Genomic DNA, 23,046 nt, shown 5'->3' with positions numbered 1-23,046 from the left:
CGCGGGGGAGAGAGCCAAACGCAGATTAGGAAGTTGCCTACAGCGGAAAAGGGATGGGGATTACACGATGGGATACGGCATGGCGCCGTGGGACCGGAGTCATCGGGGAAGGCGATGGTTCAGTCGACAAATAAGTGTCGTCTGCACCACCGCTTTCGGGAATAAATTCCCTCCTACAGGGAATCGAGCAGGACGCCTACATCAAGACGACAGGTAAGAAGACCGCGTCAAACCAAGACGCAATGCGTCCAGGTATTGAGTGCGCTCGCGCGGGCTGATCTTGGCGCTGGCGACCTTGTCCCGGTAATGGGTCATCAGTTCTTCCGGCGACAAGTGCACATAACGCAGCATGTCTTCGATGGTGTCGTGGGTTTCGATGCCCGCGTGGTAAACGCTGCCATCCGGGTTCTGGTAGATGTTCACCGAGTCGGTATCACCGAACAGGTTGTGCATGTCACCGAGAATTTCCTGATACGCGCCCACCAGGAAGATACCCAGCAAGTAGTCTTCGCCTTCGTTCAAGGCGTGGACCGGCAGGCTGGTTTCGATGCTTTGCTCGTCCACGTACTGCTTGATCTTGCCGTCGGAGTCGCAGGTCAGGTCTTGCAGCACGGCGCGACGCAGCGGCTCTTCGTTCAGGCGGTGCAGCGGCAGAATCGGCAGCACCTGGCCGATAGCCCAGGTGTCCGGCAGGCTCTGAAACACCGAGAAGTTGCAGATGTACTTGTCGGCAAGCTTGTCGTTGAGTTCGTCCAGCACCTGACGATGCGAGCGCTGGCGGGCTTTGAGCGAATTGTGCAGACGACGGCAAACCGCAAAGTAGCACTGCTCGGCCAGGGCTTTCTGGGCCAGACCGATCTTGCCATCGGCGTACTGGGTGGCGATGTCGCTCATGTAGTGCGTGGCGCGCCAGTAGGTTTCGGTGACCATTTCGATGTCGGTCGGGCCCAACAGGTCCACCAGCCACTGCACGGTTTCCGGCAGGCTCTCCTTGTCTTCGATCTTCGGCACTTCGTCGTTGTGCTTCTCGACGTCGGTGACCTGCACCACCAGAATTGCGTGGTGAGCGGTCAGCGAGCGACCGCTTTCGGAGAAAATGTTCGGATGCGGCAGGCCCTGCGCGTCGCAGAATTCCTTGAGCATGCCGACCACGACACCGGCGTAATCGTCCATGTCGTAGTTGATGGAGCTGGCGTTGCGCGAGTGGGTGCCGTCGTAATCCACGCCCAGACCGCCGCCGACGTCGATGTGATCCACCGGCAGGCCGAGGTTGCGCAGCTCGCCGTAGTAGCGAATCGCTTCCTTGAAGCCGTGCTGATAGTCAGCCAGGTTGGCGATCTGCGAACCCATGTGGAAGTGCAGCAGACGAATGCCCTGATCCAGACCGGCCTTGCGGAAGCGTTCGACCACCGACAGCAGTTGCGCGGCCGACAAACCGAACTTGGATTTCTCGCCGCCGGTATCAGCCCATTTGCTGGACGCCAGGGACGACAGCCGCACACGCAAGCCGACTTGTGGCGCGACCTTGAGCTCGGCGGCCTCTTCAATCACCAGCTCAACTTCGGATTCTTTCTCGATCACGATGAACACGTTGTGCCCAAGCTTCTGGCCCATCAGCGCCAGACGAATGAACTCACGGTCCTTGTAACCGTTGCAGACGATGGTCCCACCTTTCGGCGCCAGAGCCAGCACGGCCATCAGCTCAGGCTTGGAGCCGGCTTCCAGACCGATGGAAACGTTCTGCGTGGCGATGATGTTCTCGACCACCGCTTCCTGCTGGTTAACCTTGATCGGGTACAGCGCGGTGTATTTGCTCTGGTATTCCAGACGCGCGATGTTTTCGTCGAACGCGCCGGTCAGCTGGCGAACACGGTCCTGCAGAATGTCGGGGAAACGCACCAGCAATGGCAGGGACAGACCGCTTTTACGCAGATTGTCGACCTGCTCGTACAAATCGATGGGCGAACTTTTCGGCCCATTGGGGCGAACTTCAACGCGACCGGCTTCGTTGATCGCGAAATAACCGGCCCCCCAATGACGGATGCCATAAACACTGCGGCTGTCCGCAACGGTCCATTGGCTGCCATCGTCTTTGCGTGTGCGTCGTACGGACATCGAAGTCCCCTATAAAAAGTCAGATAGCGCCAGCCGGAAATCGGGCTGGGCGCAGTGTAAAGAGTGGAAATGACGGTTTGGCGCCAACTCGTTACCGGCAGTAGACCGGCAGCACGGGTCAGAGTTTAGAAACGTCGGTCAACCGCCGGATTTCTTGGCCTTGAAGCCCTGTTTGACCAGTTCGGCCAACAGCAACTCGACATGATCGCCCTGGATCTCGATCACACCGTCCTTGAGCGAACCGCCGGTTCCGCAACGCTGTTTGAGGGTCTTGGCCAGATCCTTGAGGGCATCTTCGGCCAGAGGCACGCCGGTGATGGTCGTCACCGTCTTGCCGCCACGGCCTTTGCTTTCGCGGCGCACACGAGCGATCCCGTCACCTTCGGGGATGACAGTCTTTTTGCAGATGCAGGCATCGACGGGCTGACGACAGTCGGGACAATGCCGTCCTGCGTCGGTGGAAAATACCAGGCCACCCAGGGCGGCGAAGGAAGCGGCTTTTTTTGCCACCACAAATCCTCTTGTTGAGGACTGAAGGTCAGTCGACATGAGCATGGCGCAGTGTCGACCGCGAAGCCCCACTCATGCAGGGGCAGCGCAGCGAGGCCGAATGTCGGCCAAGCTTGAAAAGGTCGCGCAGTGTAACGGCAAAAAGCCCGGTTGCTAAGGGCCAATGTGCGCCAATTTACTCAACATTTGCGACGTTACCCAGATAGCGTTTCAGCGCCGCCAGCGAGTCCGGGCAATAAGGCTTTTGCGCGGTTTCGCGCAGCACCTCGGCGACCGGGATAAAGCGCGCCTGGAGCACCTCTTCCGGCTGCAAGGTCAACGGGCCGTCCCAGATCGCGGAAAACACCGCGCACCAGAGGCGATTGCCCGGCTGATCGAAGAAAAACCGTTCATGGTCGCGTAGCGATACCCCGCTCACGCCCAGTTCTTCGGCCAGCTCACGGGCGGCAGATTCGGCGTAACTTTCGTCGGCCTGCACCATGCCGCCGGCGGCCACGTCCCAATAACCGGGATAAATCGCCTTGCTCAAGGTGCGCTGATGCACGCACAGATCGCCCGCCGAATTGAACACCAGGATATAAGTGCCCCGACCAATCAGGCCGCGCTCGCGAAGCTCGGCGCGCTGGATGGAGCCGAGCAGGTTGTCCTGCTCGTCGACCCAGGCGATCTGCTCGCCATCGGACGCCGCGCGATGCGCCGCCTCAGTGGATGAAAACGACATCGATCAGCCTTGCGACAGCAGTTGACGAAGGTCAATCACAGCCGCGTTGGCGCGGGAGATGTAGTTGGCCATGACCAGCGAGTGGTTGGCCAGAACGCCAAACGCGCTGCCGTTGAGCACCATCGGGCTCCACAGCGGCTCCTGGGAAGCTTCCAGCTCACGAATGATCTGGCGCACGCCGACAGTCGCGTTCTTCTTCGCCAGTACATCAGCGAAGTCCACTTCAATGGCGCGCAACAGATGCGACAACGCCCAGGCCTGACCGCGCGCTTCGTAGAACACGTTGTCGATCTGCAACCATGGTGTCTCGACGATCTCTTCATCGACCTGCGGCACTTCGCCCGGCTTCACATCCACCATCGCTTCAGTCTTCAACGTGCTGTTGAGCTTGACGCGACCAACGCTGGCCGACAAACGCTGGGACAACGAACCCAGACGCGTACCGACATCGCCCAGCCAGTTGTTCAGGTTGTCTGCGCGAGCATAAAACAGTGCATTTTTTTGCGTAGGATCGGACAGACGCGCCTGATAGCGATTCAAGGCCGCGATGCCATCACGGTATTGCGACTCGCTGGAAGGCAGCACCCAACTGCGATTGTCGAAGTTGAACAGCGGCTCGGCCTTGGCCAGATCGCCATCTTCAGCCGATTGCGACTGCGAACGGGCGAAGTCTTTGCGCATGGCGCGGCTCAGGTCACGCACCTGGACCAGCACGCCGTATTCCCAGCTTGGAATGTTATCCAGCCAGAGGCCCGGCGGCAGACGGTCGTTGGACAGATAGCCACCGCGTTTATCGAGCAGCGTCTGCGTCACGGTTTTCAGGGTTTCGACAGTGGTGTAACCGATCACCATCTGCTTGCCTTCACGCTGGGCCGCAGCCTGAGCGTTTTGCTGGACCGGGAACAACGCGGGCTCCTGGCTCCAGTACCAGCCGATCAGCAACGTGGCGATCAGATAAATCCCCACCAGCGCGCCCAGCGCACGGCTGTAAAACAGCCCGCCCAGATAGCCACGACGCTTCACGGACGCAGGTTCATCGACGCGGTCACTCGCGCTGCCTGCGCGGTTCTTCCAATCCAGCATGGCCATATCCTTTCAATCACGGAGTTCAGTGCTCTGACCGCAACCTTACAGCAAGGTGCCTTTTGCGGGTATGTGGGGTGGGAGGTTTTGTTGTTTCCGGAGAGCACGCGGGAGCGGGGCGGCTCTTTTCCAGAACGAGCACAACAAAACCAGAAAAGCCCTACAGCATTGGGCATTGACCCAAATCTGCTGTTTATTATCATTGGCAGCCTGAGCCTAAGAACTCATCAAGTACCGTACGCCCGCCACGACAGATGCGGTTTTTCTGCTCCTGCGATAAGGTCCTCTTTATTGCAGGAGCACTGCGATCCTGCTCGTCTGCTATGTCGGGAGTCGGCTAATACAAGACCCTTCGGGGGAATAGGCCGGCACTGTACTTGGTGTTCTTAGCTCCCGACGTCTTACTCAACAGAGAGAGCAGCCCGCATGGACGCCACCTACGAACCCCTCGTTTTCACCCGCCACCAACTGCACCTCCACGCTCTGATCATCGAGGGCCAGGCATGGTTCTGCGCCAGGGATCTCGGACGTCTGGTGGGCATGTTCTTCGAAAACCGCATCATCCGAAAACTCGATAGCGATCAACGACGCACTGTACGCCTGATCTGTTACGGGGAAGTAAAGGAAGTCCAGATGATCAGCGAATCCGCCGTGTATGCCCTGCTCATCTACCACCATCACCCCGCCAACAGCCAACTGCGCCAATGGCTGACCTATGAAGTGATGCCCATCCTCAACGAAGCCCCTTCCCGCCACACCCACAACACCCCGACACCCGCACGCTTGGAATGGCAAGGCGCAGAACTGAGCGTGCTGCACTGGCAGAACGAACCGTGGATTCGGTTGCGGGATATGCCGAGTTTGTTGCCGGGGCGGGATGAGTTGCAGGTCAAGCCGGGCAGCTGGTGGAAAAAAGCCAGAATGGTATTGGGCATCAACAGTAAGGAGCGAGTGCCTTTCTGATGATCCACGGTTTCATTAGCCACATATACCGCGTCCTGCACACTTCAACTGAGAAGAAAAACAAAAAAATCGACCATAAAATTATTTTTTTCAGCCAAGCAGCTTGTTCTGCACCGGCACCAATGAACATTAACAATATAATCAGAAGAAACCACCTGAGGGGCAGCTGAAAATAAACAACATATTTAACCACAGGCTTATTGAGAAAGAACAATAGACATGATGCGAGAATGGACACATTGGATAGATAACAGGCCCCGAACCACACTATCAACAACCAGTAACCCGAGCTTGACGGATCAGTAAACCACGACACAATCATTTCAAAGTCACTCCAGTAGGGGATGTGATTCAACATCAGGCTTAAAAACCAGTACCAGACGATACAGAGAAGATCATAAATCCCAAACAACAGAAAGGCGCCTCGCTGACTTAGCCAAAAATGCATGATTCACTCCACGACTATTTTATTCTGCAAATGACAAGGAAAACAGAGCAAGCTAATAGCTTTTAATAATCTAGAACTCAACGCACGATATTCACATCTTGCGCGCACTACAGGCTTTCAACTCATCGGCATGATCCAGATCAGTGACAATGCCCCAGCGATATTTGCAGTAATCCATCAGCTCTTGTTTTTGCTCTATCGTCAGGGCGTCGTAACTCCACGTCCAATGGCTGTACAAGCTTCTAAACTCCATCTGAAAGGTGAAATCCTGCTTTAAGAAATACCTTCGGTCATTTGAATTTTCTTCAGCCTCAACATAATAGCCAACATTCAATGCCAGAAGCAGGAAAGCGAACACCGATGGAATAAGATATTTTAAATCTCCCCTTAATGCCTTGAATTCATATTTAGCAGTCATCAAGTATCACCACGCCAAAACGTAACACGCTCTCAAACCCAGAACTTAAAAGCCATGAAAATCGCATCAAGACCGCACGCAAGTTATCGCAATTTTGTTTAACTCTTCGTGCATTTTTTCACGTCATCAGGATGATCCAGTCTCGTTTCAACCCCCAATCTATATTTGCAGTAGTCAACAACTGATTGTCTATTCTCATCCGTTAGCGCCCAATCCGCCCCCCAATGTTCGGTAGCGATATTGATGAACTTGACTTGAAAAGTAGGCGCCTTTTTCCAGAAAAAAAGGGTAGTATCCGGCGCATCTTCTTGAGAAACATCATAATATCCAACAGTCAGCACCAAAAACAGCCCCACTAAACAAACAACTATTATTTTCATTTTTTTGCAACCCTGGGCCCTATGACTCTCCTGACCTCGACAAAATCCATCAAGGTGAACACTACCTCATTCAGCACAATGCACCACAATAACCACAGCCATACACCACACGAAACAAACCATGCCAAGCCGCCGAAAACCTCGCTCTACAAACATGAACGAATGGCATGCGGACGCAGTTCATAAGCTGCCGCCCACTTGGCAAAACGACGACCGTAAAAGGTTCAAACTTGTGACTTATGAGTTGACATCAGAGAAATCAACCTCATCATCTCAGCCACCACAAAAAACACCATTACTAAAATCAGCACCACCTTACCCGTTATGGTTTTGCTGGCAACCACCGCAGTACCTAGCACTATCATCCCAACCAATCTAAAGGGCACCTGCGCAAAAATCAGATACCGAACCCGTCTCGACCCACTCAAAAAAAGAACAAACGATAAAATGACAGATACGTTAAAAATCCATAAAGCAGTAGCAATAGGAACAGCTAGAAACTGCCAGTCACTTTGTGAATACGGCTGCCCCCAAAACATTTGCAACAGCTGAAACTCATAAAAATATGGAACATGATCACTCATCACACTTACCAGACAATAAAAAATAATGAATAGACCATCAAAGACCGCCCACACTAGACAGCATCGCCTAAAACTGCCGCTCAACCACCGAAACAAACCCACTGTAAGCCTCCAGAAATTTGACGATTACTAAAAAATTCAAAATCGCAGGATCGATCTAACTTCATATTTATCTCAAGCCGACATTTATAGAAATCGATCATGGTTTGCATATCATCATTTGCAGACTGTAGGTCTCCCCTCGCGGCACGGTGAAAATATTCGTGAACCTAACCCTGAGCGTAAGAAACATCTTAACAGAAGCACTGTAGCATCAGGATAATTCTCATGCGGCGCTGTAGCAACCTACATTCAGAACAAGAACAAGTGCCAATCATACTATGAGGGCCGTTCTTATCCTTAATCAGGAGCTCGAAGCGCTCTCTCCGTTCTTATTTTTCGAGCCAGCTCTAAACCTCCATTGCCCGGACAAACCTTCCCTTCATCAATTTGCTTTGGAAATTCCCGGTGACCACCTAAAACCTCAATGGTGAAAAATGATTGAATAACATCCAGCAACGCGTTAAGCGCTTCCACCTGCCGACTGGGAGCTTCGCTCTGGGTTTTATAACCCCATACCGCCATAAAATCTTTCGCTTCATCGACCAGATCACCGACCTCATTGGGAGTGGTTAGATCCTCCAACAAGACGATACCTATAACGTTTGAGTTATAGTGAAGAACACTGCTTCCTTTCAATCTTAAATCGCGACCTTCAAAAATATGCCCCGTGCAATCTATACCAAAGTGGTAGCCAACCTCTCCAAACTTGACCAAATGGCTACTCAAAATCCGCCCCATCTGTAAAGCCCCGAAATCCCCACAACCAAACGTGCGCCCCGCGTGATGCAGGGCGACCATCGAATAGTCCCAATCCATCGCCATCGCCGGGGTATTCTTAAGCGCCCCCCAAGCCGAACGCTCCGTGGATAAAAATTCCGAGCGCTTCAATGTCCGCAAGATGGCTTCACGCGTCATCGCACGATCATCCACTGGAATTTCAATTGGAGGCAACTTTAGATCTAAATTGCGAGCACCTGCCAAGGTAATTAAGCGTTCCCGCTCTTCTTCGCTCACAAACCTATCGATATTTCCTACGGGAGCCTCATATTCGACACGTATAGAGATTCTTGAGCGCTCAGACAACGCAAACACATGCACGACCCCATCAAAATCCGACTTACCCTTAACTTCCTCTCCATCAACTACAGCAACATAGGGTCTGAGAGGGAGTGGCATTCTTGTTTCACTGTTTAAAACCCGAAAACTCTGACCATATCTGATTTTCACCGATGCCTGAACCGGCGGCGCCCGCAACAACTCCTGCACACGCTGATCAAACATTCGCTTACGCACGGGCTTATCGAACTGCCCCCAATCGAAGGCATAGGCATTGTCTTTGACCAGCAGCCATTCGCCGCTTTCAACACGTTCCAGTACTTCGCCGTCGAAGTTGATCAGTTCACCACGGCGCAACTGACTCAAGCCGTCGATGCTTTCGCGACGCTCAAAAGCTTGACCCAATAAGCCTGCTGCCTCATCGGGTGGGTAAGCATTGCTGAGTTCTTGCGGTAGCGGATACAGAGCGCTTATCAATTTCAAAGCTGACTGTCTCCGCTCCATTCGTCATAACCTGACGCTCCAGCAATTTCATGCCGCCAAGTGATGGTTTCGTAGGCAAAGTGCACTCGTTCAAGCTGGGTAAAATGAGCAGTGCTGAGATCCTGGCAATGAGGAAGGAGTAAGTCGACACCGATAATGAGGGCGTTTTTCAATTCAATTGTGTAGAAAAGCTCCTGCCCTCCGCGGCCCGAGTATCGAAAGAATTCAATACGACAGTTTTTCAGCGATTCTCCGTTACTCAAGGCGGTATTGATAAGAGGAGATGATTTATCGAGGGTTTTGGTGATGATTACCGGTTTGTGCATTCTTTGTCCGGTTTGCACGCCGCCGGGTACAGTGATTGCGTGGCTAATCTGCTGGACCAGAATCTGATCCTCATGGCCCCGCTGCCATGTGTTGCCTACCGACGCTTCGCTCAGCGCTCCTTTGGTTAGAAGACCTTGCTGTGTTCCTTCAATAGTCATATAGGCGGGGGTAGGCATCGCAAACACTCCTTTAAAGTCAGTATTCCGCACCCTACCAGCCCATCCCCCACCCCAGATCACCCGCCCAAAAAATCAGAAATGCCTGACACACCCGCAGCGTCAAATCCTGCGTACGTCTGCGCGGACGCCCACGCGATTTTACGAAACCTCGGTCGTGGCACGTATCGCGCATAAAGGAAGAGGTCGCGCTGCAAGTCCACAAATTCTTGCCAATTAATTGACTTATGGCACGCTTGTGCGGGATGAAGGTGCTAGCATAGCGCCAGCATTCGTCCTCAGTGAACATTCACTACGTAGCCAGCCCATGACCGAGTTAGAAGATCCAAGCCGAGACCGGCTCAAGCATCACTTCGCTCAACGAGTCATCCATCAGGCGCGCCAGATCCTTGAGGCTTGGCAACGGCTGCAACAAAGTGAATGGTCGACCGATGACCTGGCCGAGCTCAAGGTTGCCAACGAGCGGTTGATGCGCTTTGCCGAGCGCTTCGAGCAGGTCGAACATGTGGAACTGGCGCGGGCGATCAGTCTGACGCTGGATGCGGTTGAGGCCAATCGGGGGCGGTTGAGCAGCGATCTGATTACCGAGCTCAATCGTGTCATGCAGCGTTTGTCGCGTACCGGGCTGCGCCATGGCGACCGTTTCGAGCAGACGTCGCTGCCACCTTTGCGCAAGCCGATCTACATTGCGTTGCAGGACTCCGAGCGAGCCGAGCGCCTGGCCAGGCAGCTCGAATTTTTCGGATTGTTCGCGCAATCACTGGCTGACTTGAGCGCCTTCCATGAAGCCATGGCTCAACGCCATCCGGCGGCCATCGTCATCGATGTGGATTTCGGCGGTCACGGCGAGGGCTTGAAACTGGCTGCGCAGGTTCAGGAAGGGCTTGAACAAAAATTGCCGCTGTTGTTCTTCAGCCATCAGGAAACGGATACGCCGACGCGCCTTGCCGCTGTGCGCGCCGGGGGCGAGGAGTTTCTGACGGGCACGCTTGAAGCCTCAAGCCTGCTGGAGAAGATCGAAATCCTGACCTGCGTCGCGCAGTACGAACCTTATAAAGTGCTGATCATCGACGACTCGCGCGCCCAGGCCACGCACACCGAGCGCTTGCTCAACAGCGCCGGGATCGTCACCCGCACGCTGCTGGACCCGATCCAGGCGATGGCGGAACTGGCAGATTTCCAGCCGGACCTGATCATTCTCGACATGTACATGCCCGGTTGCACCGGCGTGGAGTTGGCCAAGGTCATTCGCCACAACGACCGCTATGTCAGCGTGCCGATCATTTATCTCTCGGCCGAGGATGATCTGGACAAGCAGCTCGACGCGATGAGCGAAGGCGGCGACGATTTTTTGACCAAGCCGATCAAACCGCGTCACCTCATCACCACGGTGCGCAACCGTGCCGCCAGGGCGCGCAATCTCAAGGCGCGCATGGTTCGCGACAGCCTGACCGGCCTGTACAACCACACGCACATTCTGCAATTGCTTGAAGATTGCAGCTTCCGCGCGCGCCGGGAAAACCAGCAGCTGTGCTTTGCCATGCTCGACATTGATCATTTCAAGAAGGTCAACGACAGCCACGGCCATCCCATGGGCGACCGGGTGATCAAGAGTCTGGCGCTGTTTCTCAAGCAACGCCTGCGCAAGACCGACTATATAGGCCGTTATGGTGGCGAAGAGTTTGCCATTGTGATGCCCGACACCAGCATCCAGAACGCGCACAAAGTGCTCGACGAAATCCGCCGCCGCTTTGCGGAGATCCATTACCCGGCGCAACCGGCGGACCTGTTCTGCACCTTCAGCGCGGGTGTCGTGGCATTGCGCGATGCGGACGACAGCCTGATGCTCGCCTCCCGCGCCGACGAAGCGCTGTACCGCGCCAAGGATGCAGGACGCAATCATGTCAATTCCGAGCATGACGAGCCGTTTCTGGTGAGTTCCAACGAGCAGGCTTGATCCCTGGAGTGAAAGTCGATCTTCCGTCGTAGGAGCCAACGTGTTGGCGAAGCGATGTGTGACGAGACGTCTCACCAGCAAGTTGGCTCCTACAGTTCAGTGTCCCACTCCGCTATCATGCGCGGACTTTTGCGACCCGAGACCGCCATGCGCCGCCTGTTATGCCTGCTGCTGTTGATCCTCGCCCTGCCCGCTAGCGGCGCCGGGTTGCTGGACAGTCGCCCGAACCCGGTTCTGGGTGGTACGACGCTGGATAACAGCAAGGATTTCCTGCCGGTCCGTCAGGCATTTCAGCTGAACCTGATTGAAACCACGCCCGAGTCGATCAAGCTGCGGTTTGTCGCCACCGAAGGCTATTACCTGTATCGCCACCGCTTCCAGTTCCGCACCGAGCCGGCCGATATTGGCCTGGGCGCTGCGCAACTGCCGGCTGGCGAGCAGAAGCATGACGAGTATTTCGGCGACGTCGAGGTCTATCACGGCATTCTCGACGTTGACCTGCCACGCAAACCCGGCGACAACCGGCCTTTCACCCTGCTGGTTACCTACCAAGGCTGCGCCGACAAGGGTTTGTGTTATCCCCCGGAAACCGAGCGGCTGAGCATTGGCGATGTTGCCGCCAGTCCTGCTGACGTTACGCCCGCAAATCCAGCCAAAACCGCGTGGAGCTGGAAAGAGCTGGCGCTGTTTTTCCTCGCCGGTATTGGCCTGACGTTTACGCCGTGCGTGCTGCCGATGCTGCCGATCTTGTCCGGCGTGGTGTTGCGTGGACAGGTTGGCGGGTTGCGCGGTTTCAGCCTGTCGCTGGCTTACGTGCTGCCCATGGCGCTGTGTTTTGCCGCGCTCGGCGCGTTGATGGGCGTGTTTGGCGCCGGGCTCAATCTTCAGGCGCGACTGCAATCGGCGTGGGTATTGGTGCCGTTTTCGTTGTTCTTCGTGGTGTTTGCGATTGCCATGTTCGGCTTCTTCGAGCTGCGCTTGCCGCAGGCAATCAGCACTCGCCTGGATCGCATCGCGGGCCGCACCGAAGGCGGTTCGCTATGGGGCGCAGCGGTGTTGGGCGTGGTGTCCAGCTTGCTGGTCTCGCCTTGCGTGTCGGCGCCGCTGGCCGGGGCGCTGCTGTATATCAGTGCCAGCGGCGATGCGCTCGGCGGTGCCCTGAAGTTGTTTGCCCTGGGTCTGGGCATGGGCGCGCCGCTGCTGCTGATCGCCACCGGCGGCGCGACCTGGCTGCCGAAAAGCGGGCCGTGGCTGGTGCTGGTCAAGAACGCCATTGGTGTCTTGCTGCTGGGATTGGCAATTGCGTTGCTGAGCCGCGTCCTGCCTGGCGAGATCACCCTGTTGCTGACGGGTCTGCTCGCCGCCGGAGTCGCGCTGTTTTTGGGCACACTGCAGTTCACCGAGAAAACCACCCGCCAGCGCCTGGGCCAACTGCTCGGCCTGTTTTTACTGGTCTATGCTCTGGCCTGCTGGTTCGGTGCGTGGAGCGGGCAAACCGATCCGACCCGCCCGCTGGGCCGCACGCCAGCTACGCTGAGCAACGCCAGCGGCGTAACGACTGGCACGCAATGGCAAACGATTACCACATCAGCCGAACTGGATCGCGCCTTGAGCGCCGCAAAAGACGCCGGCCAGCCGTTGCTGCTGGACTGGTACGCCGACTGGTGCATCAGTTGCAAGGTGATCGAGCACGACGTCTTGCCGGATCCGAGTGTCGTCAGCGAGCTCAAGGGCTATCGACTGATCCGCTTCGACATGACTGACAGCAATGCCGAACAACGCGCGCTGCTTGATCGCTACAAGCTGTTCGGTCCTCCCGCGCTGCTGATCTTCGGCAAAAATGGCGAGGAACGCGCCGATGTGCGGGTTGTCGGCGAAATTGACGCAAACGGCCTTGCTGAGCGGTTAATTAGAGCAAATGACCAAAATTAGCGGATGAGTCACAAACTTTTCGCGAATGTCGGTCATCGTGCTGGCTATTGCAGTTAACTGGACAGTCCACGGACGTTTGCGGCATAGTCGCCGGGCTTTGATGCTCGCAACCATAACAAGGAACATCCGATGGCGACTTTTCTGGTACTGCATGGCCCCAATCTGAACTTGCTCGGAACCCGCGAACCGGGGATCTACGGCGCTGTCACCTTGGCCCGGATCAATCAGAATCTGGAGCAGCAGGCCCGCGACGCCGGCCACCATCTGATGTACCTGCAAAGCAACGCCGAGTATGAATTGATCGACCGCATCCATGCTGCACGCGATGAAGGCGTGGATTTCATCCTGATCAATCCGGCGGCGTTTACCCACACCAGCGTGGCAATACGTGACGCGCTGCTGGGTGTGAGCATCCCATTCATCGAAGTGCATCTGTCAAACGTGCACAAACGCGAAGCTTTCCGCCATCACTCCTATTTTTCAGATGTTGCTGTAGGCGTGATCTGCGGCCTTGGCGCCAGCGGTTACCGGCTGGCCCTGGAGGCCGCCATGGAACAAGTGGCCATCAGTTCGAAACCATGACCGCCCAGCCAGAGGCTGCGCTGCACGGTTCGAACCGCTAACAACTTTTACCCCTGACCGACCCTTGGGAGTTGATGATTAATGGATATCCGTAAAGTCAAGAAACTGATCGAACTGCTGGAAGAGTCTGGCATCGACGAACTGGAAATCCGTGAAGGCGAAGAATCCGTGCGGATCAGCCGTCACAGCAAGACTCCGGCCCAGCAGTATTACGCTCCTGCTCCGATGCCTGCTCCAGCCGCAGCGCCTGTTGCTGCTCCGGTTGCAGCCGCAGAAGCGCCTTCAGCGCCCAAGCTCAACGGCACCGTGGTCAAGTCGCCAATGGTCGGTACGTTCTACCGCACCCCTGCGCCGACTTCGCCAGCATTCGTGGAAGTGGGTCAGACGGTCAAGAAAGGCGACACCATCTGCATCGTCGAAGCCATGAAAATGATGAACCACATCGAAGCTGAAGTCAGCGGTGTGATCGAATCCATCCTGGTAGAAAACGGTCAGCCGGTTGAGTATGACCAGCCGCTGTTCACCATCGTTTGAACCGGGGAGAGCCTGCGATGCTGGAAAAAGTCCTGATCGCCAACCGCGGCGAAATTGCCTTGCGCATTCTGCGTGCCTGTAAAGAACTGGGCATCAAGACTGTCGCTGTACACTCCACGGCAGACCGCGAGCTAATGCACCTGGGCCTGGCGGACGAAACCGTCTGCATCGGTCCGGCGCCCGCCAACCTTTCTTACCTGAACATCCCGGCCATCATTTCGGCTGCCGAACTCACCGGCGCCACGGCGATTCACCCGGGCTACGGCTTCCTTGCGGAAAACGCCGATTTCGCTGAACAAGTGGAAAAATCAGGTTTCGCGTTCATCGGCCCGAAAGCCGAAACCATTCGCCTGATGGGCGACAAGGTTTCTGCCAAGGACGCCATGAAGCGCGCCAACGTGCCAACCGTTCCTGGTTCCGACGGCCCGCTGCCGGAAGACGAAGAAACCGCTCTGCGCATCGGCCGTGAAGTCGGCTATCCGGTGATCATCAAGGCCGCTGGCGGCGGCGGCGGTCGCGGCATGCGGGTGGTGCACAAGGAAGAAGACCTGATCGAAGCGGCCAAGCAGACTCGCGCTGAAGCGGCTGCCTGGTTCAGCAACCCGATGGTCTATCTGGAAAAGTACCTGACCAATCCGCGTCACGTGGAAGTCCAGGTGATTTCCGACGGTCAGGGCCAGGCGATTCACCTGGGCGACCGTGACTGCTCGCTGCAGCGTCGCCACCAGAAGGTTCTGGAAGAAGCGCCGGCACCGTTCATCGATGAAGAGGCCCGCAAGGCTGTGTTCGCCAGCTGCGTCAAGGCGTGCATCGACATCGGTTACCGGGGCGCTGGCACGTTCGAGTTCCTTTACGAGAACGGCAGCTTCTACTTCATCGAGATGAACACTCGTGTCCAGGTAGAGCACCCGGTTTCGGAAATGGTCACCGGTATCGACATCGTCAAGGAGATGCTCAGCATCGCCGCCGGCAACAAACTGTCGTTCACCCAGGATGATGTCGTCATCCACGGGCACGCGCTGGAATGCCGGATCAACGCTGAAGATCCGAAAACCTTCATTCCGAGCCCAGGCCTGGTCAAGCACTTCCACGCGCCGGGCGGTAATGGCGTGCGGGTCGACTCGCACCTGTACAGCGGCTACAAGGTCCCTTCCAACTACGACTCGTTGATCGGCAAGCTGATCACCTGGGGCGCGACGCGTGACGAAGCCATGGCTCGCATGCGCAACGCCCTGGACGAAATCGTGGTCGACGGAATCAAGACCAATATCCCGCTGCACCGCGACCTGACCCGTGATGAAGGCTTCTGCGAAGGCGGCGTCAACATTCACTACCTGGAACACAAGCTGGCCAATCAATAAGCCTCCTTGCTCCGGATCAACAAAGCCGCTTTCACAGCGGCTTTGTTGTTTGTGACGCATCACAGTAAACTTGCGCGTTTCCTGCTGCACTGAACCGCAGATCATTTTTCATTCGAAGGTAACCCGCCATGCCTTGGCTGCAAGTCCGCCTCGCCATCAGCCCAGAACAAGCCGAAACCTACGAAGACGCCCTTCTTGAAGTCGGCGCCGTGTCCGTGACGTTCATGGACGCCGAAGATCAGCCGATCTTCGAGCCGGAACTCAATACCACGCCGCTGTGGTCGCACACGCACCTGCTCGCCCTGTTCGAAGCCGACACTGATGCCGCCCACGTTCTGGCGCATCTGAAGTTGCTCACCGGTGCCGAGTTGCCGGAACACATGAGCGAAGTCATCGAGGATCAGGACTGGGAACGCAGCTGGATGGACAACTTCCAGCCGATGCGTTTCGGCCAGCGCCTGTGGATCGTGCCAAGCTGGCATGCCGCCCCGGAGCCCGATGCAGTCAACCTGCTGCTCGACCCGGGCCTGGCGTTCGGCACAGGCACTCACCCGACCACCGCACTGTGCCTGGAATGGCTGGACGGGCAGGATCTGCAAGACTGCGACCTGCTGGATTTCGGTTGCGGCTCGGGCATTCTGGCCATCGCTGCCTTGTTGCTGGGCGCGAAACAGGCGGTCGGCACTGACATCGACGTGCAGGCGCTGGAAGCCTCGCGCGACAACGCTGGCCGTAACCACATCGAGGCCGAACGTTTCCCGTTGTACCTGCCGGAAGACTTGCCGCAGGAGCCGGCCGATGTGCTGGTCGCCAATATTCTCGCCGGGCCGCTGGTCGCATTGGCACCTCAGCTGGCAACCCTGGTCAAACCGGGTGGCCGTCTGGCGCTGTCCGGCATCCTGGCCGAGCAAGGCGAAGAAGTGGCCGCCGCGTACGCCTCGACGTTTGATCTCGATCCGATTGCTAACCGTGATGGCTGGGTACGCATCACTGGCCGTCGCCGTTAACCGCCGCTTGAACCGGACAGTCGCATGACCGACAGCTTCGTCACCCAGTGCCCGCACTGCCAGACCAGTTTCCGAGTGAGCCACGCCCAACTGAGCGTGGCGCGCGGTGTGGTTCGTTGCGGAGCCTGCCTGCAGGTTTTCAATGCCGCCAAACAGTTGCTGGAGCAACGCGGCGATGACTCGGCTGGCGAGACGGCCAAAGCGCCTGCGCCAACGTTTGAGCCTGCGCCAGCAATGGTTGCTCCGCTGGCCGTGCAAGCCCCGCCGGCACTGGTGGCTGTCGAACCTTCGCCTGAACCTGTACCTGCACCTGAAGTGGTGGAAATCGTCCCGGCGCCCAGAGACTGGAAAGCCAACGCCCTCGACCTGGACGACATGGACCTGGACGAAGAACTGGCGCGTCTTGAGCAGCGGGAAATCCAGCTGCCGGAAACCTTTGGTCGCGAAAGAAACCGCGCCGATGGCGATGCCAACCTGTCCGCCCATCGCGACAATGCCCACAACGCCGACGAGTGGGTCACCAGCCTGCGCAATGACGACGTCAGTCAGCTCCCGGAACTGCAGGCCGAAGTCATCGCCGAGCCTCAGCAGTCACTGGAACTTGAACCCGAGTCCGAGCAAGAGCAGACGTCCGGCAACGGTCGAACCGAACCTTCGCTGTCTTCGAACCCCGACGAACTCGGCGACGAGGAGCCCATGGCCCCTTTGCAAAGCCAGCGCAAGGCGCCGGGCAGTGAGAAGACCGAACGCTGGTCGGCGCTGGACGACGATGACAACGACGAGCAAGACCACGAGCCGCAACCAGAACCCGAAGTGCGCGGCCGACGCAATCGCAGCGAACCTGCGATGCGCGACAAAACGCTGGTCGACCTGACCGACGAACCCTTGCAGCTGGAATGGCAGCGGCCCAAGTCTCACTGGGGGCGACGCCTGATCTGGACACTGCTGGCGGTATTGGCCCTGGCCGGATTGGCAGGCCAATACATCTGGTATCACTTTGACGAACTGGCCCGCCAGGATCAGTACCGCCCGTGGTTTCAGCTGATCTGCCCGCAAATCGACTGCAAGGTTCCGTCCAAGGTTGATATCAAACTGCTCAAGAGCAGCAATCTGGTGGTGCGCAGCCATCCGGAATTCAAAGGTGCATTGGTCGTCGACGCGATCATCTATAACCGCGCGTCGTTTTCCCAACCTTTCCCGCTGCTGGAGCTGCGCTTTGCCGATACCAGTGGTCAACTGATTGCCAGTCGTCGCTTCAAACCGGCGGAATACCTGAGCGGCGAGATGGCCGGCAAGGAAGAAATGCCTCCGCAGACGCCGATCCACATCGCGTTGGACATTCTCGATCCCGGCGCCAAAGCCGTGAATTACAGTCTGAGTTTCCGCTCTCCGGAATGAAAGCCGCGCGCCTGCTGGCTCGCTGACTTTCATAGACCTGGCGTATCGATTTCGATGCACGCATTGGCGGTCGCTGCCAAGGCATTTCAGAACCAGGACAAGAGGCACGAACGTTTCGCGATAAAAAAATAACTGTTCAGATTTTATCCAATTCAGCCTTTATCCAGTCATCGAGAGCGGGTATCATGCCAACCCTTTTTCTTACTCTGGATTCGGTCTGAAAAGCGCTTGAGCACTTGGAAGACCGGTCCGGGCAGACCGTGAACATCGAGCAGTCATCACGGCCTGCGATGATTCGGCCCCACAACAGGCACACCTATGTCGGCGGTACGCATCGGTCCGTATACATTGCACAATGGCTTGATTCTCGCCCCCATGGCGGGCGTCACCGACCAGCCCTTTCGTCAGCTCTGCCGCCAACTCGGCGCGGGCCTGGTGGTATCGGAAATGGTCACCAGTGACATGAGCCTGTGGAACAGCCGCAAATCGCGACTGCGCATGATCCATGAAGGTGATCCCGAGCCGCGCTCGGTACAGATCGCCGGTGGTGACCCGCAAATGCTTGCCGACGCCGCCCGCGCCAACGTTGAACTGGGCGCGCAGATCATCGACATCAACATGGGGTGTCCGGCGAAAAAAGTATGTAACAAGGCGGCGGGTTCTGCGCTGTTGAAGGACGAGCAACTGGTGAGCGAGATCCTGCAGGCAGTGGTTGCCGCAGTCGATGTGCCGGTCACCTTGAAGATACGCACCGGCTGGGACCGGGCGAACAAGAATGGCCTGACGATTGCGAAAATCGCCGAACAGGCCGGGATCCAGGCGCTGGCCGTCCATGGGCGCACCCGTGCCGACCTTTACACCGGTGAAGCCGAATACGACACCATCGCTGAAATCAAGCAGGCGATGTCGATTCCGGTATTTGCCAATGGCGACATCGATTCACCCCAGAAAGCCCGGCACGTGTTGCACGCGACCGGCGCCGACGGACTGTTGATAGGCCGGGCCGCTCAAGGGCGTCCATGGATTTTTCGCGAAATAGAACACTACCTGCGAACCGGCGAGACATTGCCGACTCTGCAATTAAGTGAAGTGGAACGCATTCTGCTTGAGCATTTGGCAGCGCTTCACGTTTTCTATGGCGATGTGCTTGGCGTGCGAATTGCCCGCAAGCATGTCGGCTGGTATCTCGCAACCTTGCCGGGCGCCAGGGAGTTTCGCGCCCACTTCAATCGTTTGCAGGATACAGAAGCACAGTGCGCCAACGTCCGCGAGTTTTTCAGCGAACGCTACGAAAGCCCGGATGCAGGGAAAGAAGAAGAGGTGGCCGCATGACGATGATGACCGAGACTTTAGTGAGTGGAACAACACCCGTGAGCGACAACGTCAATTTGAAACAGCACCTCAACACGCCGAGCGAAGAGGGCCAGACCCTGCGCGGCAGTGTCGAGAAGGCGCTGCACAATTATTTCGCCCACCTCGAAGGCGCTCCCGTCACTGACGTCTACAACCTGGTGTTGTCGGAAGTCGAGGCGCCGCTGCTCGAAAGCGTGATGAATTACGTCAAGGGCAACCAGACCAAAGCGTCCGAACTGCTGGGCCTGAACCGCGGCACCTTGCGCAAGAAACTCAAGCAGTACGATCTGCTTTAAGCATTCAAAACAAAAAGGCGACGCGCTTTCATGCTGTCGCCTTTTTTGCTTACCTCTATTTGTTTTTGATGGAAATCGAGATGACCGACCAGACCACACGCCTGCCGATCCGCCGCGCCCTGATCAGTGTTTCCGACAAGACGGGAATTCTTGAATTTGCCCGCGAACTGGAAGCCCTTGGCGTTGAGATCCTTTCCACTGGTGGCACCTTCAAGCTGTTGAAGGACAACGGCGTCGCAGCGGTAGAAGTTGCCGACTACACCGGCTTTGCGGAAATGATGGACGGTCGGGTCAAGACCCTGCACCCGAAAATCCACGGCGGCATCCTCGGTCGTCGCGGCATCGACGACGCGATCATGAACGAGCACGGCATCAAGCCGATCGACCTGGTTGCGGTCAATCTCTACCCATTCGAAGCAACGATTGCAAAACCCGGCTGCGACCTGCCGACCGCTATCGAAAACATCGATATCGGCGGCCCGACCATGGTCCGTTCTGCGGCGAAAAACCATAAAGATGTCGCCATCGTGGTTAACGCCAGCGACTACAGCCAGGTACTGGAAAGCCTCAAGGCCGGCGGCCTGACCTACGCACAGCGCTTCGACCTGATGCTCAAGGCGTTCGAACACACCGCTGCTTACGACGGCATGATCGCCAACTATCTGGGCAGCATCGACCAGAAGGCTGAAACCCTGAGCACTGAAGGCCGCAGCGGCTTCCCGCGCACCTTCAACAGCCAGTTCATCAAGGCGCAGGAAATGCGCTATGGCGAGAACCCGCACCAAAGTGCAGCGTTCTATGTCGAGGCCAATCCGGCCGAAGTGGGCATTGCCACGGCCACCCAGCTGCAAGGCAAGGAACTGTCGTTCAACAATGTGGCCGACACCGACGCCGCGCTGGAGTGTGTGAAGAGCTTCGTCAAGCCGGCCTGCGTCATCGTCAAGCACGCCAACCCGTGCGGCGTTGCGGTTTGCCCGGACGCTGAAGGCGGCATCCGTCAGGCCTACGAACTGGCTTACGCCACCGATACCGAATCGGCATTCGGCGGCATCATCGCCTTCAACCGCGAGCTGGACGCTGCAACCGCCAAGGCCATCGTCGAGCGTCAGTTCGTCGAAGTCATCATCGCTCCGAGCGTCAGCGCCGAAGCCCAGGCCATCGTGGCCACCAAAGCCAACGTGCGTCTGTTGACCACCGGCCAGTGGGCTGCCGAACGTGCCGCTGCCTGGGACTACAAGCGTGTCAACGGCGGCCTGCTGGTGCAGAGCCGTGACATCGGCATGATCGGTGCCGATGACCTGAAAATCGTTACTCAGCGCGCGCCGACCGAGCAGGAAATCCACGACCTGATCTTCGCCTGGAAAGTGGCGAAATACGTCAAGTCCAACGCCATTGTCTACGCCCGCAATCGCCAGACCATCGGCGTCGGCGCCGGCCAGATGAGCCGCGTCAACTCGGCACGCATTGCCGCGATCAAGGCCGAACACGCCGGTTTGGCAGTCCAGGGCGCCGTGATGGCCTCGGACGCATTCTTCCCGTTCCGCGATGGTATCGACAACGCCGCCAAGGTCGGCATCACTGCCGTGATCCAGCCAGGCGGCTCGATGCGCGACAACGAAGTGATTGCCGCAGCCGATGAGGCAGGGATTGCGATGGTATTCACCGGGACGCGGCATTTCAGACACTAACGCGCCCCCCCATATCCGTAGGAGCGGCTTCAGCCGCGAGGGGCCGGTACATGTGACGTATCTATGTCATGAGGCCCGGCACCCTCCCGGCTAAAGCCGGTCCTACCAGAATTAGCGTCATCGAGGTTTTGAAATGAACGTACTCATCATCGGCAGTGGCGGACGTGAACACGCCCTGGCCTGGAAAGTTGCCCAGGACCCCCGCGTCGTGAAGGTTTTCGTTGCCCCGGGCAATGCCGGAACCGCCATCGAAGCCAAGTGCGAAAACGTTGCCATCGACGTGCTCGCCCTTGAGCAACTGGCTGATTTCGCAGAAAAGAATGTCTCGCTGACCATCGTTGGCCCGGAAGTGCCGCTGGTCGCCGGTGTTGTCGATCTGTTCCGCAGCCGTGGCCTGGATTGCTTCGGTCCGACTGCTGGCGCTGCCCAGCTGGAAGGCTCGAAAGCGTTCACCAAGGATTTCCTGGCTCGCCACAAGATCCCGACTGCCGATTATCAGAACTTCACCGAGATCGAGCCTGCCCTGGCTTACCTTCGTGAAAAAGGCGCGCCAATCGTCATCAAGGCCGACGGCCTGGCTGCGGGCAAAGGCGTTATCGTCGCCATGACCCTGGTCGAAGCCGAAGACGCGGTGCGCGACATGCTGGCTGGCAACGCCTTTGGTGAAGCAGGTTCGCGTGTGGTCATCGAAGAGTTTCTCGATGGTGAAGAGGCCAGCTTCATTGTCATGGTCGACGGCAAGAATGTCCTGCCGATGGCCACCAGCCAGGATCACAAGCGCGTCGGCGACGGCGACAGCGGCCCGAATACTGGCGGCATGGGTGCTTACTCCCCGGCCCCGGTGGTGACCGCCGAGGTGCATCAGCGTGTCATGGATCTGGTCATATGGCCGACCGTCCGAGGCATGGCTGACGAAGGTAATATTTACACCGGCTTCCTCTATGCTGGTCTGATGATCGACAAAGCTGGCAATCCGAAGGTTATCGAGTTCAACTGCCGCTTTGGCGATCCGGAAACCCAACCCGTGATGCTGCGCTTGCAGTCCAGCCTCGTGTTGCTGGTCGAGGCGGCATTGGCGCAGGCACTGGATAAAGTCGAAGCGCAGTGGGACCCTCGTCCAAGCCTGGGCATTGTTCTGGCCGCTGGCGGTTACCCTGGCGATTACGCCAAGGGCGCAGCGATCAAGGGTCTGGACGACGCAGCGCAACTGTCGGGCAAAGTGTTTCATGCCGGGACCGCGTTGCAGGATGGTCAGGTGGTAACCAGTGGCGGCCGCGTTCTGTGTGCGACAGCCATGGGCGACAGCGTGGGCGATGCGCAACAACAGGCGTATGCGCTGGCAGCAAAGATTGATTGGGAAGGTTGTTTCTATCGCAGTGACATTGGCTATCGCGCCATTGCACGCGAGCGCGGTGAAGAGCTGGAATAAGCCGTCAGGCAACCAGAACCGGGCGCAATCCTGCGGGGCGAGACAGATGACTCGCCCCGCAATTCGTCCGAAGGTTCGAGTTCTTCTGGTTATTTCAGCACCGCGCAGGGTTATCTGGCATTCATCTACGAAGGGATTTCGCC

21 protein-coding genes are annotated in these 23,046 nt (G+C 57.2%); 12 read left to right on the top strand and 9 right to left on the bottom strand.

What is annotated here, in order from left to right:
• Positions 1-201: 201 nt before the first annotated feature.
• From speA to CFII64_RS20315, 4 genes are all read right to left on the bottom strand, one after another.
• On the bottom strand, positions 202-2,115 hold the full coding sequence (speA, locus tag CFII64_RS20330) for an arginine decarboxylase (protein ID WP_020292718.1): 1,914 nt from the start codon (positions 2,113-2,115) through the stop codon (positions 202-204).
• A gap of 138 nt (positions 2,116-2,253) precedes the next feature.
• On the bottom strand, positions 2,254-2,625 hold the full coding sequence (locus tag CFII64_RS20325; protein WP_020292717.1) for a translation initiation factor Sui1: 372 nt from the start codon (positions 2,623-2,625) through the stop codon (positions 2,254-2,256).
• A 175-nt stretch (positions 2,626-2,800) separates the two neighbouring features.
• Positions 2,801-3,346 (bottom strand): NUDIX hydrolase, encoded by a 546-nt coding sequence (locus CFII64_RS20320; RefSeq protein WP_020292716.1) that lies wholly within the window; start codon positions 3,344-3,346, stop codon positions 2,801-2,803.
• Between the two features lie 3 nt (positions 3,347-3,349).
• Positions 3,350-4,429: a DUF2333 family protein gene (locus CFII64_RS20315; protein WP_020292715.1), complete on the bottom strand. Its 1,080-nt coding sequence runs from the start codon at positions 4,427-4,429 to the stop codon at positions 3,350-3,352.
• Positions 4,430-4,855: 426 nt separating this feature from the next.
• Between CFII64_RS20315 and CFII64_RS20310 the strand changes: the two genes are divergently transcribed.
• Positions 4,856-5,392 (top strand): Bro-N domain-containing protein, encoded by a 537-nt coding sequence (locus CFII64_RS20310; RefSeq protein ID WP_020292714.1) that lies wholly within the window; start codon positions 4,856-4,858, stop codon positions 5,390-5,392.
• 539 nt (positions 5,393-5,931) lie between these two features.
• Here CFII64_RS20310 and CFII64_RS20300 read toward each other — a convergent pair.
• The 5 genes from CFII64_RS20300 to CFII64_RS20280 form a co-directional block, all read right to left on the bottom strand.
• Entirely contained in the window at positions 5,932-6,258 is a 327-nt protein-coding gene (locus CFII64_RS20300) for a hypothetical protein (protein ID WP_020292712.1), read from the bottom strand.
• 98 nt (positions 6,259-6,356) lie between these two features.
• Positions 6,357-6,638, bottom strand: coding sequence for a hypothetical protein (locus CFII64_RS20295; RefSeq protein WP_020292711.1), 282 nt, complete (start codon positions 6,636-6,638; stop codon positions 6,357-6,359).
• A gap of 224 nt (positions 6,639-6,862) precedes the next feature.
• Entirely contained in the window at positions 6,863-7,222 is a 360-nt protein-coding gene (locus tag CFII64_RS20290) for a hypothetical protein (protein ID WP_044901585.1), read from the bottom strand.
• Positions 7,223-7,621: 399 nt separating this feature from the next.
• Positions 7,622-8,863, bottom strand: a complete 1,242-nt coding sequence (locus CFII64_RS30315; protein WP_256208136.1) for a peptidoglycan recognition family protein — start codon at positions 8,861-8,863, stop codon at positions 7,622-7,624.
• Positions 8,860-9,366 (bottom strand): Hcp family type VI secretion system effector, encoded by a 507-nt coding sequence (locus tag CFII64_RS20280; RefSeq protein WP_020292708.1) that lies wholly within the window; start codon positions 9,364-9,366, stop codon positions 8,860-8,862. The genes CFII64_RS30315 and CFII64_RS20280 overlap by 4 nt, the downstream gene beginning before the upstream one ends.
• A 307-nt stretch (positions 9,367-9,673) precedes the next feature.
• Between CFII64_RS20280 and CFII64_RS20275 the strand changes: the two genes are divergently transcribed.
• The 11 genes from CFII64_RS20275 to purD all read left to right on the top strand — a co-directional run bounded on the left by CFII64_RS20275 (position 9,674) and on the right by purD (position 22,903).
• Entirely contained in the window at positions 9,674-11,323 is a 1,650-nt protein-coding gene (locus CFII64_RS20275; protein ID WP_044901584.1) for a PleD family two-component system response regulator, read from the top strand.
• A 147-nt stretch (positions 11,324-11,470) separates the two neighbouring features.
• Positions 11,471-13,255 (top strand): protein-disulfide reductase DsbD, encoded by a 1,785-nt coding sequence (locus tag CFII64_RS20270; protein WP_020292705.1) that lies wholly within the window; start codon positions 11,471-11,473, stop codon positions 13,253-13,255.
• A 129-nt stretch (positions 13,256-13,384) separates the two neighbouring features.
• A complete protein-coding gene (gene aroQ, locus CFII64_RS20265) occupies positions 13,385-13,837 on the top strand; it encodes a type II 3-dehydroquinate dehydratase (protein ID WP_020292704.1) in 453 nt (150 codons plus the stop codon).
• A gap of 81 nt (positions 13,838-13,918) precedes the next feature.
• Positions 13,919-14,371, top strand: coding sequence for an acetyl-CoA carboxylase biotin carboxyl carrier protein (accB, locus tag CFII64_RS20260; RefSeq protein WP_020292703.1), 453 nt, complete (start codon positions 13,919-13,921; stop codon positions 14,369-14,371).
• Between the two features lie 17 nt (positions 14,372-14,388).
• On the top strand, positions 14,389-15,732 hold the full coding sequence (gene accC / locus CFII64_RS20255; RefSeq protein WP_020292702.1) for an acetyl-CoA carboxylase biotin carboxylase subunit: 1,344 nt from the start codon (positions 14,389-14,391) through the stop codon (positions 15,730-15,732).
• Between the two features lie 128 nt (positions 15,733-15,860).
• On the top strand, positions 15,861-16,739 hold the full coding sequence (prmA, locus tag CFII64_RS20250; RefSeq protein WP_020292701.1) for a 50S ribosomal protein L11 methyltransferase: 879 nt from the start codon (positions 15,861-15,863) through the stop codon (positions 16,737-16,739).
• A gap of 24 nt (positions 16,740-16,763) precedes the next feature.
• Positions 16,764-18,137, top strand: coding sequence for a DUF3426 domain-containing protein (locus tag CFII64_RS20245; protein ID WP_020292700.1), 1,374 nt, complete (start codon positions 16,764-16,766; stop codon positions 18,135-18,137).
• Between the two features lie 318 nt (positions 18,138-18,455).
• Positions 18,456-19,469: a tRNA dihydrouridine synthase DusB gene (dusB, locus tag CFII64_RS20240; protein WP_020292699.1), complete on the top strand. Its 1,014-nt coding sequence runs from the start codon at positions 18,456-18,458 to the stop codon at positions 19,467-19,469.
• Positions 19,466-19,786, top strand: a complete 321-nt coding sequence (fis, locus tag CFII64_RS20235; protein WP_020292698.1) for a DNA-binding transcriptional regulator Fis — start codon at positions 19,466-19,468, stop codon at positions 19,784-19,786. The genes dusB and fis overlap by 4 nt, the downstream gene beginning before the upstream one ends.
• Before the next feature lie 80 nt (positions 19,787-19,866).
• Complete coding sequence (gene purH / locus CFII64_RS20230) at positions 19,867-21,474, top strand: bifunctional phosphoribosylaminoimidazolecarboxamide formyltransferase/IMP cyclohydrolase (RefSeq protein WP_020292697.1); 1,608 nt, start codon at positions 19,867-19,869, stop codon at positions 21,472-21,474.
• A 133-nt stretch (positions 21,475-21,607) separates the two neighbouring features.
• Entirely contained in the window at positions 21,608-22,903 is a 1,296-nt protein-coding gene (gene purD / locus CFII64_RS20225; RefSeq protein WP_020292696.1) for a phosphoribosylamine--glycine ligase, read from the top strand.
• The last annotated feature ends 143 nt before the right edge of the window (positions 22,904-23,046 follow it).

It is taken from the genome of Pseudomonas sp. CFII64 (assembly GCF_000416235.1).
GTDB lineage: Bacteria > Pseudomonadota > Gammaproteobacteria > Pseudomonadales > Pseudomonadaceae > Aquipseudomonas.
The sequence above is the reverse complement of the archived record's forward strand: the minus strand, read 5'-3'. Positions and strand labels throughout refer to the sequence as shown.

Excerpts from the sequence above, each read along its gene's own strand:
- CFII64_RS20300 (WP_020292712.1), bottom strand. The coding sequence starts at position 6,258 with ATGACTGCTAAATATGAATTCAAGGCATTAAGGGGAGATTTAAAATAT.
- CFII64_RS20280 (WP_020292708.1), bottom strand. The coding sequence starts at position 9,366 with ATGCCTACCCCCGCCTATATGACTATTGAAGGAACACAGCAAGGTCTT.
- CFII64_RS20295 (WP_020292711.1), bottom strand. The coding sequence starts at position 6,638 with ATGAAAATAATAGTTGTTTGTTTAGTGGGGCTGTTTTTGGTGCTGACT.
- CFII64_RS20315 (WP_020292715.1), bottom strand. The coding sequence starts at position 4,429 with ATGCTGGATTGGAAGAACCGCGCAGGCAGCGCGAGTGACCGCGTCGAT.
- purH (WP_020292697.1), top strand. The coding sequence starts at position 19,867 with ATGACCGACCAGACCACACGCCTGCCGATCCGCCGCGCCCTGATCAGT.
- accC (WP_020292702.1), top strand. The coding sequence starts at position 14,389 with ATGCTGGAAAAAGTCCTGATCGCCAACCGCGGCGAAATTGCCTTGCGC.
- aroQ (WP_020292704.1), top strand. The coding sequence starts at position 13,385 with ATGGCGACTTTTCTGGTACTGCATGGCCCCAATCTGAACTTGCTCGGA.
- CFII64_RS20310 (WP_020292714.1), top strand. The coding sequence starts at position 4,856 with ATGGACGCCACCTACGAACCCCTCGTTTTCACCCGCCACCAACTGCAC.
- CFII64_RS20245 (WP_020292700.1), top strand. The coding sequence starts at position 16,764 with ATGACCGACAGCTTCGTCACCCAGTGCCCGCACTGCCAGACCAGTTTC.
- fis (WP_020292698.1), top strand. The coding sequence starts at position 19,466 with ATGACGATGATGACCGAGACTTTAGTGAGTGGAACAACACCCGTGAGC.
- speA (WP_020292718.1), bottom strand. The coding sequence starts at position 2,115 with ATGTCCGTACGACGCACACGCAAAGACGATGGCAGCCAATGGACCGTT.
- dusB (WP_020292699.1), top strand. The coding sequence starts at position 18,456 with ATGTCGGCGGTACGCATCGGTCCGTATACATTGCACAATGGCTTGATT.
- prmA (WP_020292701.1), top strand. The coding sequence starts at position 15,861 with ATGCCTTGGCTGCAAGTCCGCCTCGCCATCAGCCCAGAACAAGCCGAA.
- CFII64_RS20320 (WP_020292716.1), bottom strand. The coding sequence starts at position 3,346 with ATGTCGTTTTCATCCACTGAGGCGGCGCATCGCGCGGCGTCCGATGGC.
- accB (WP_020292703.1), top strand. The coding sequence starts at position 13,919 with ATGGATATCCGTAAAGTCAAGAAACTGATCGAACTGCTGGAAGAGTCT.
- CFII64_RS20270 (WP_020292705.1), top strand. The coding sequence starts at position 11,471 with ATGCGCCGCCTGTTATGCCTGCTGCTGTTGATCCTCGCCCTGCCCGCT.
- purD (WP_020292696.1), top strand. The coding sequence starts at position 21,608 with ATGAACGTACTCATCATCGGCAGTGGCGGACGTGAACACGCCCTGGCC.
- CFII64_RS20275 (WP_044901584.1), top strand. The coding sequence starts at position 9,674 with ATGACCGAGTTAGAAGATCCAAGCCGAGACCGGCTCAAGCATCACTTC.
- CFII64_RS20290 (WP_044901585.1), bottom strand. The coding sequence starts at position 7,222 with ATGAGTGATCATGTTCCATATTTTTATGAGTTTCAGCTGTTGCAAATG.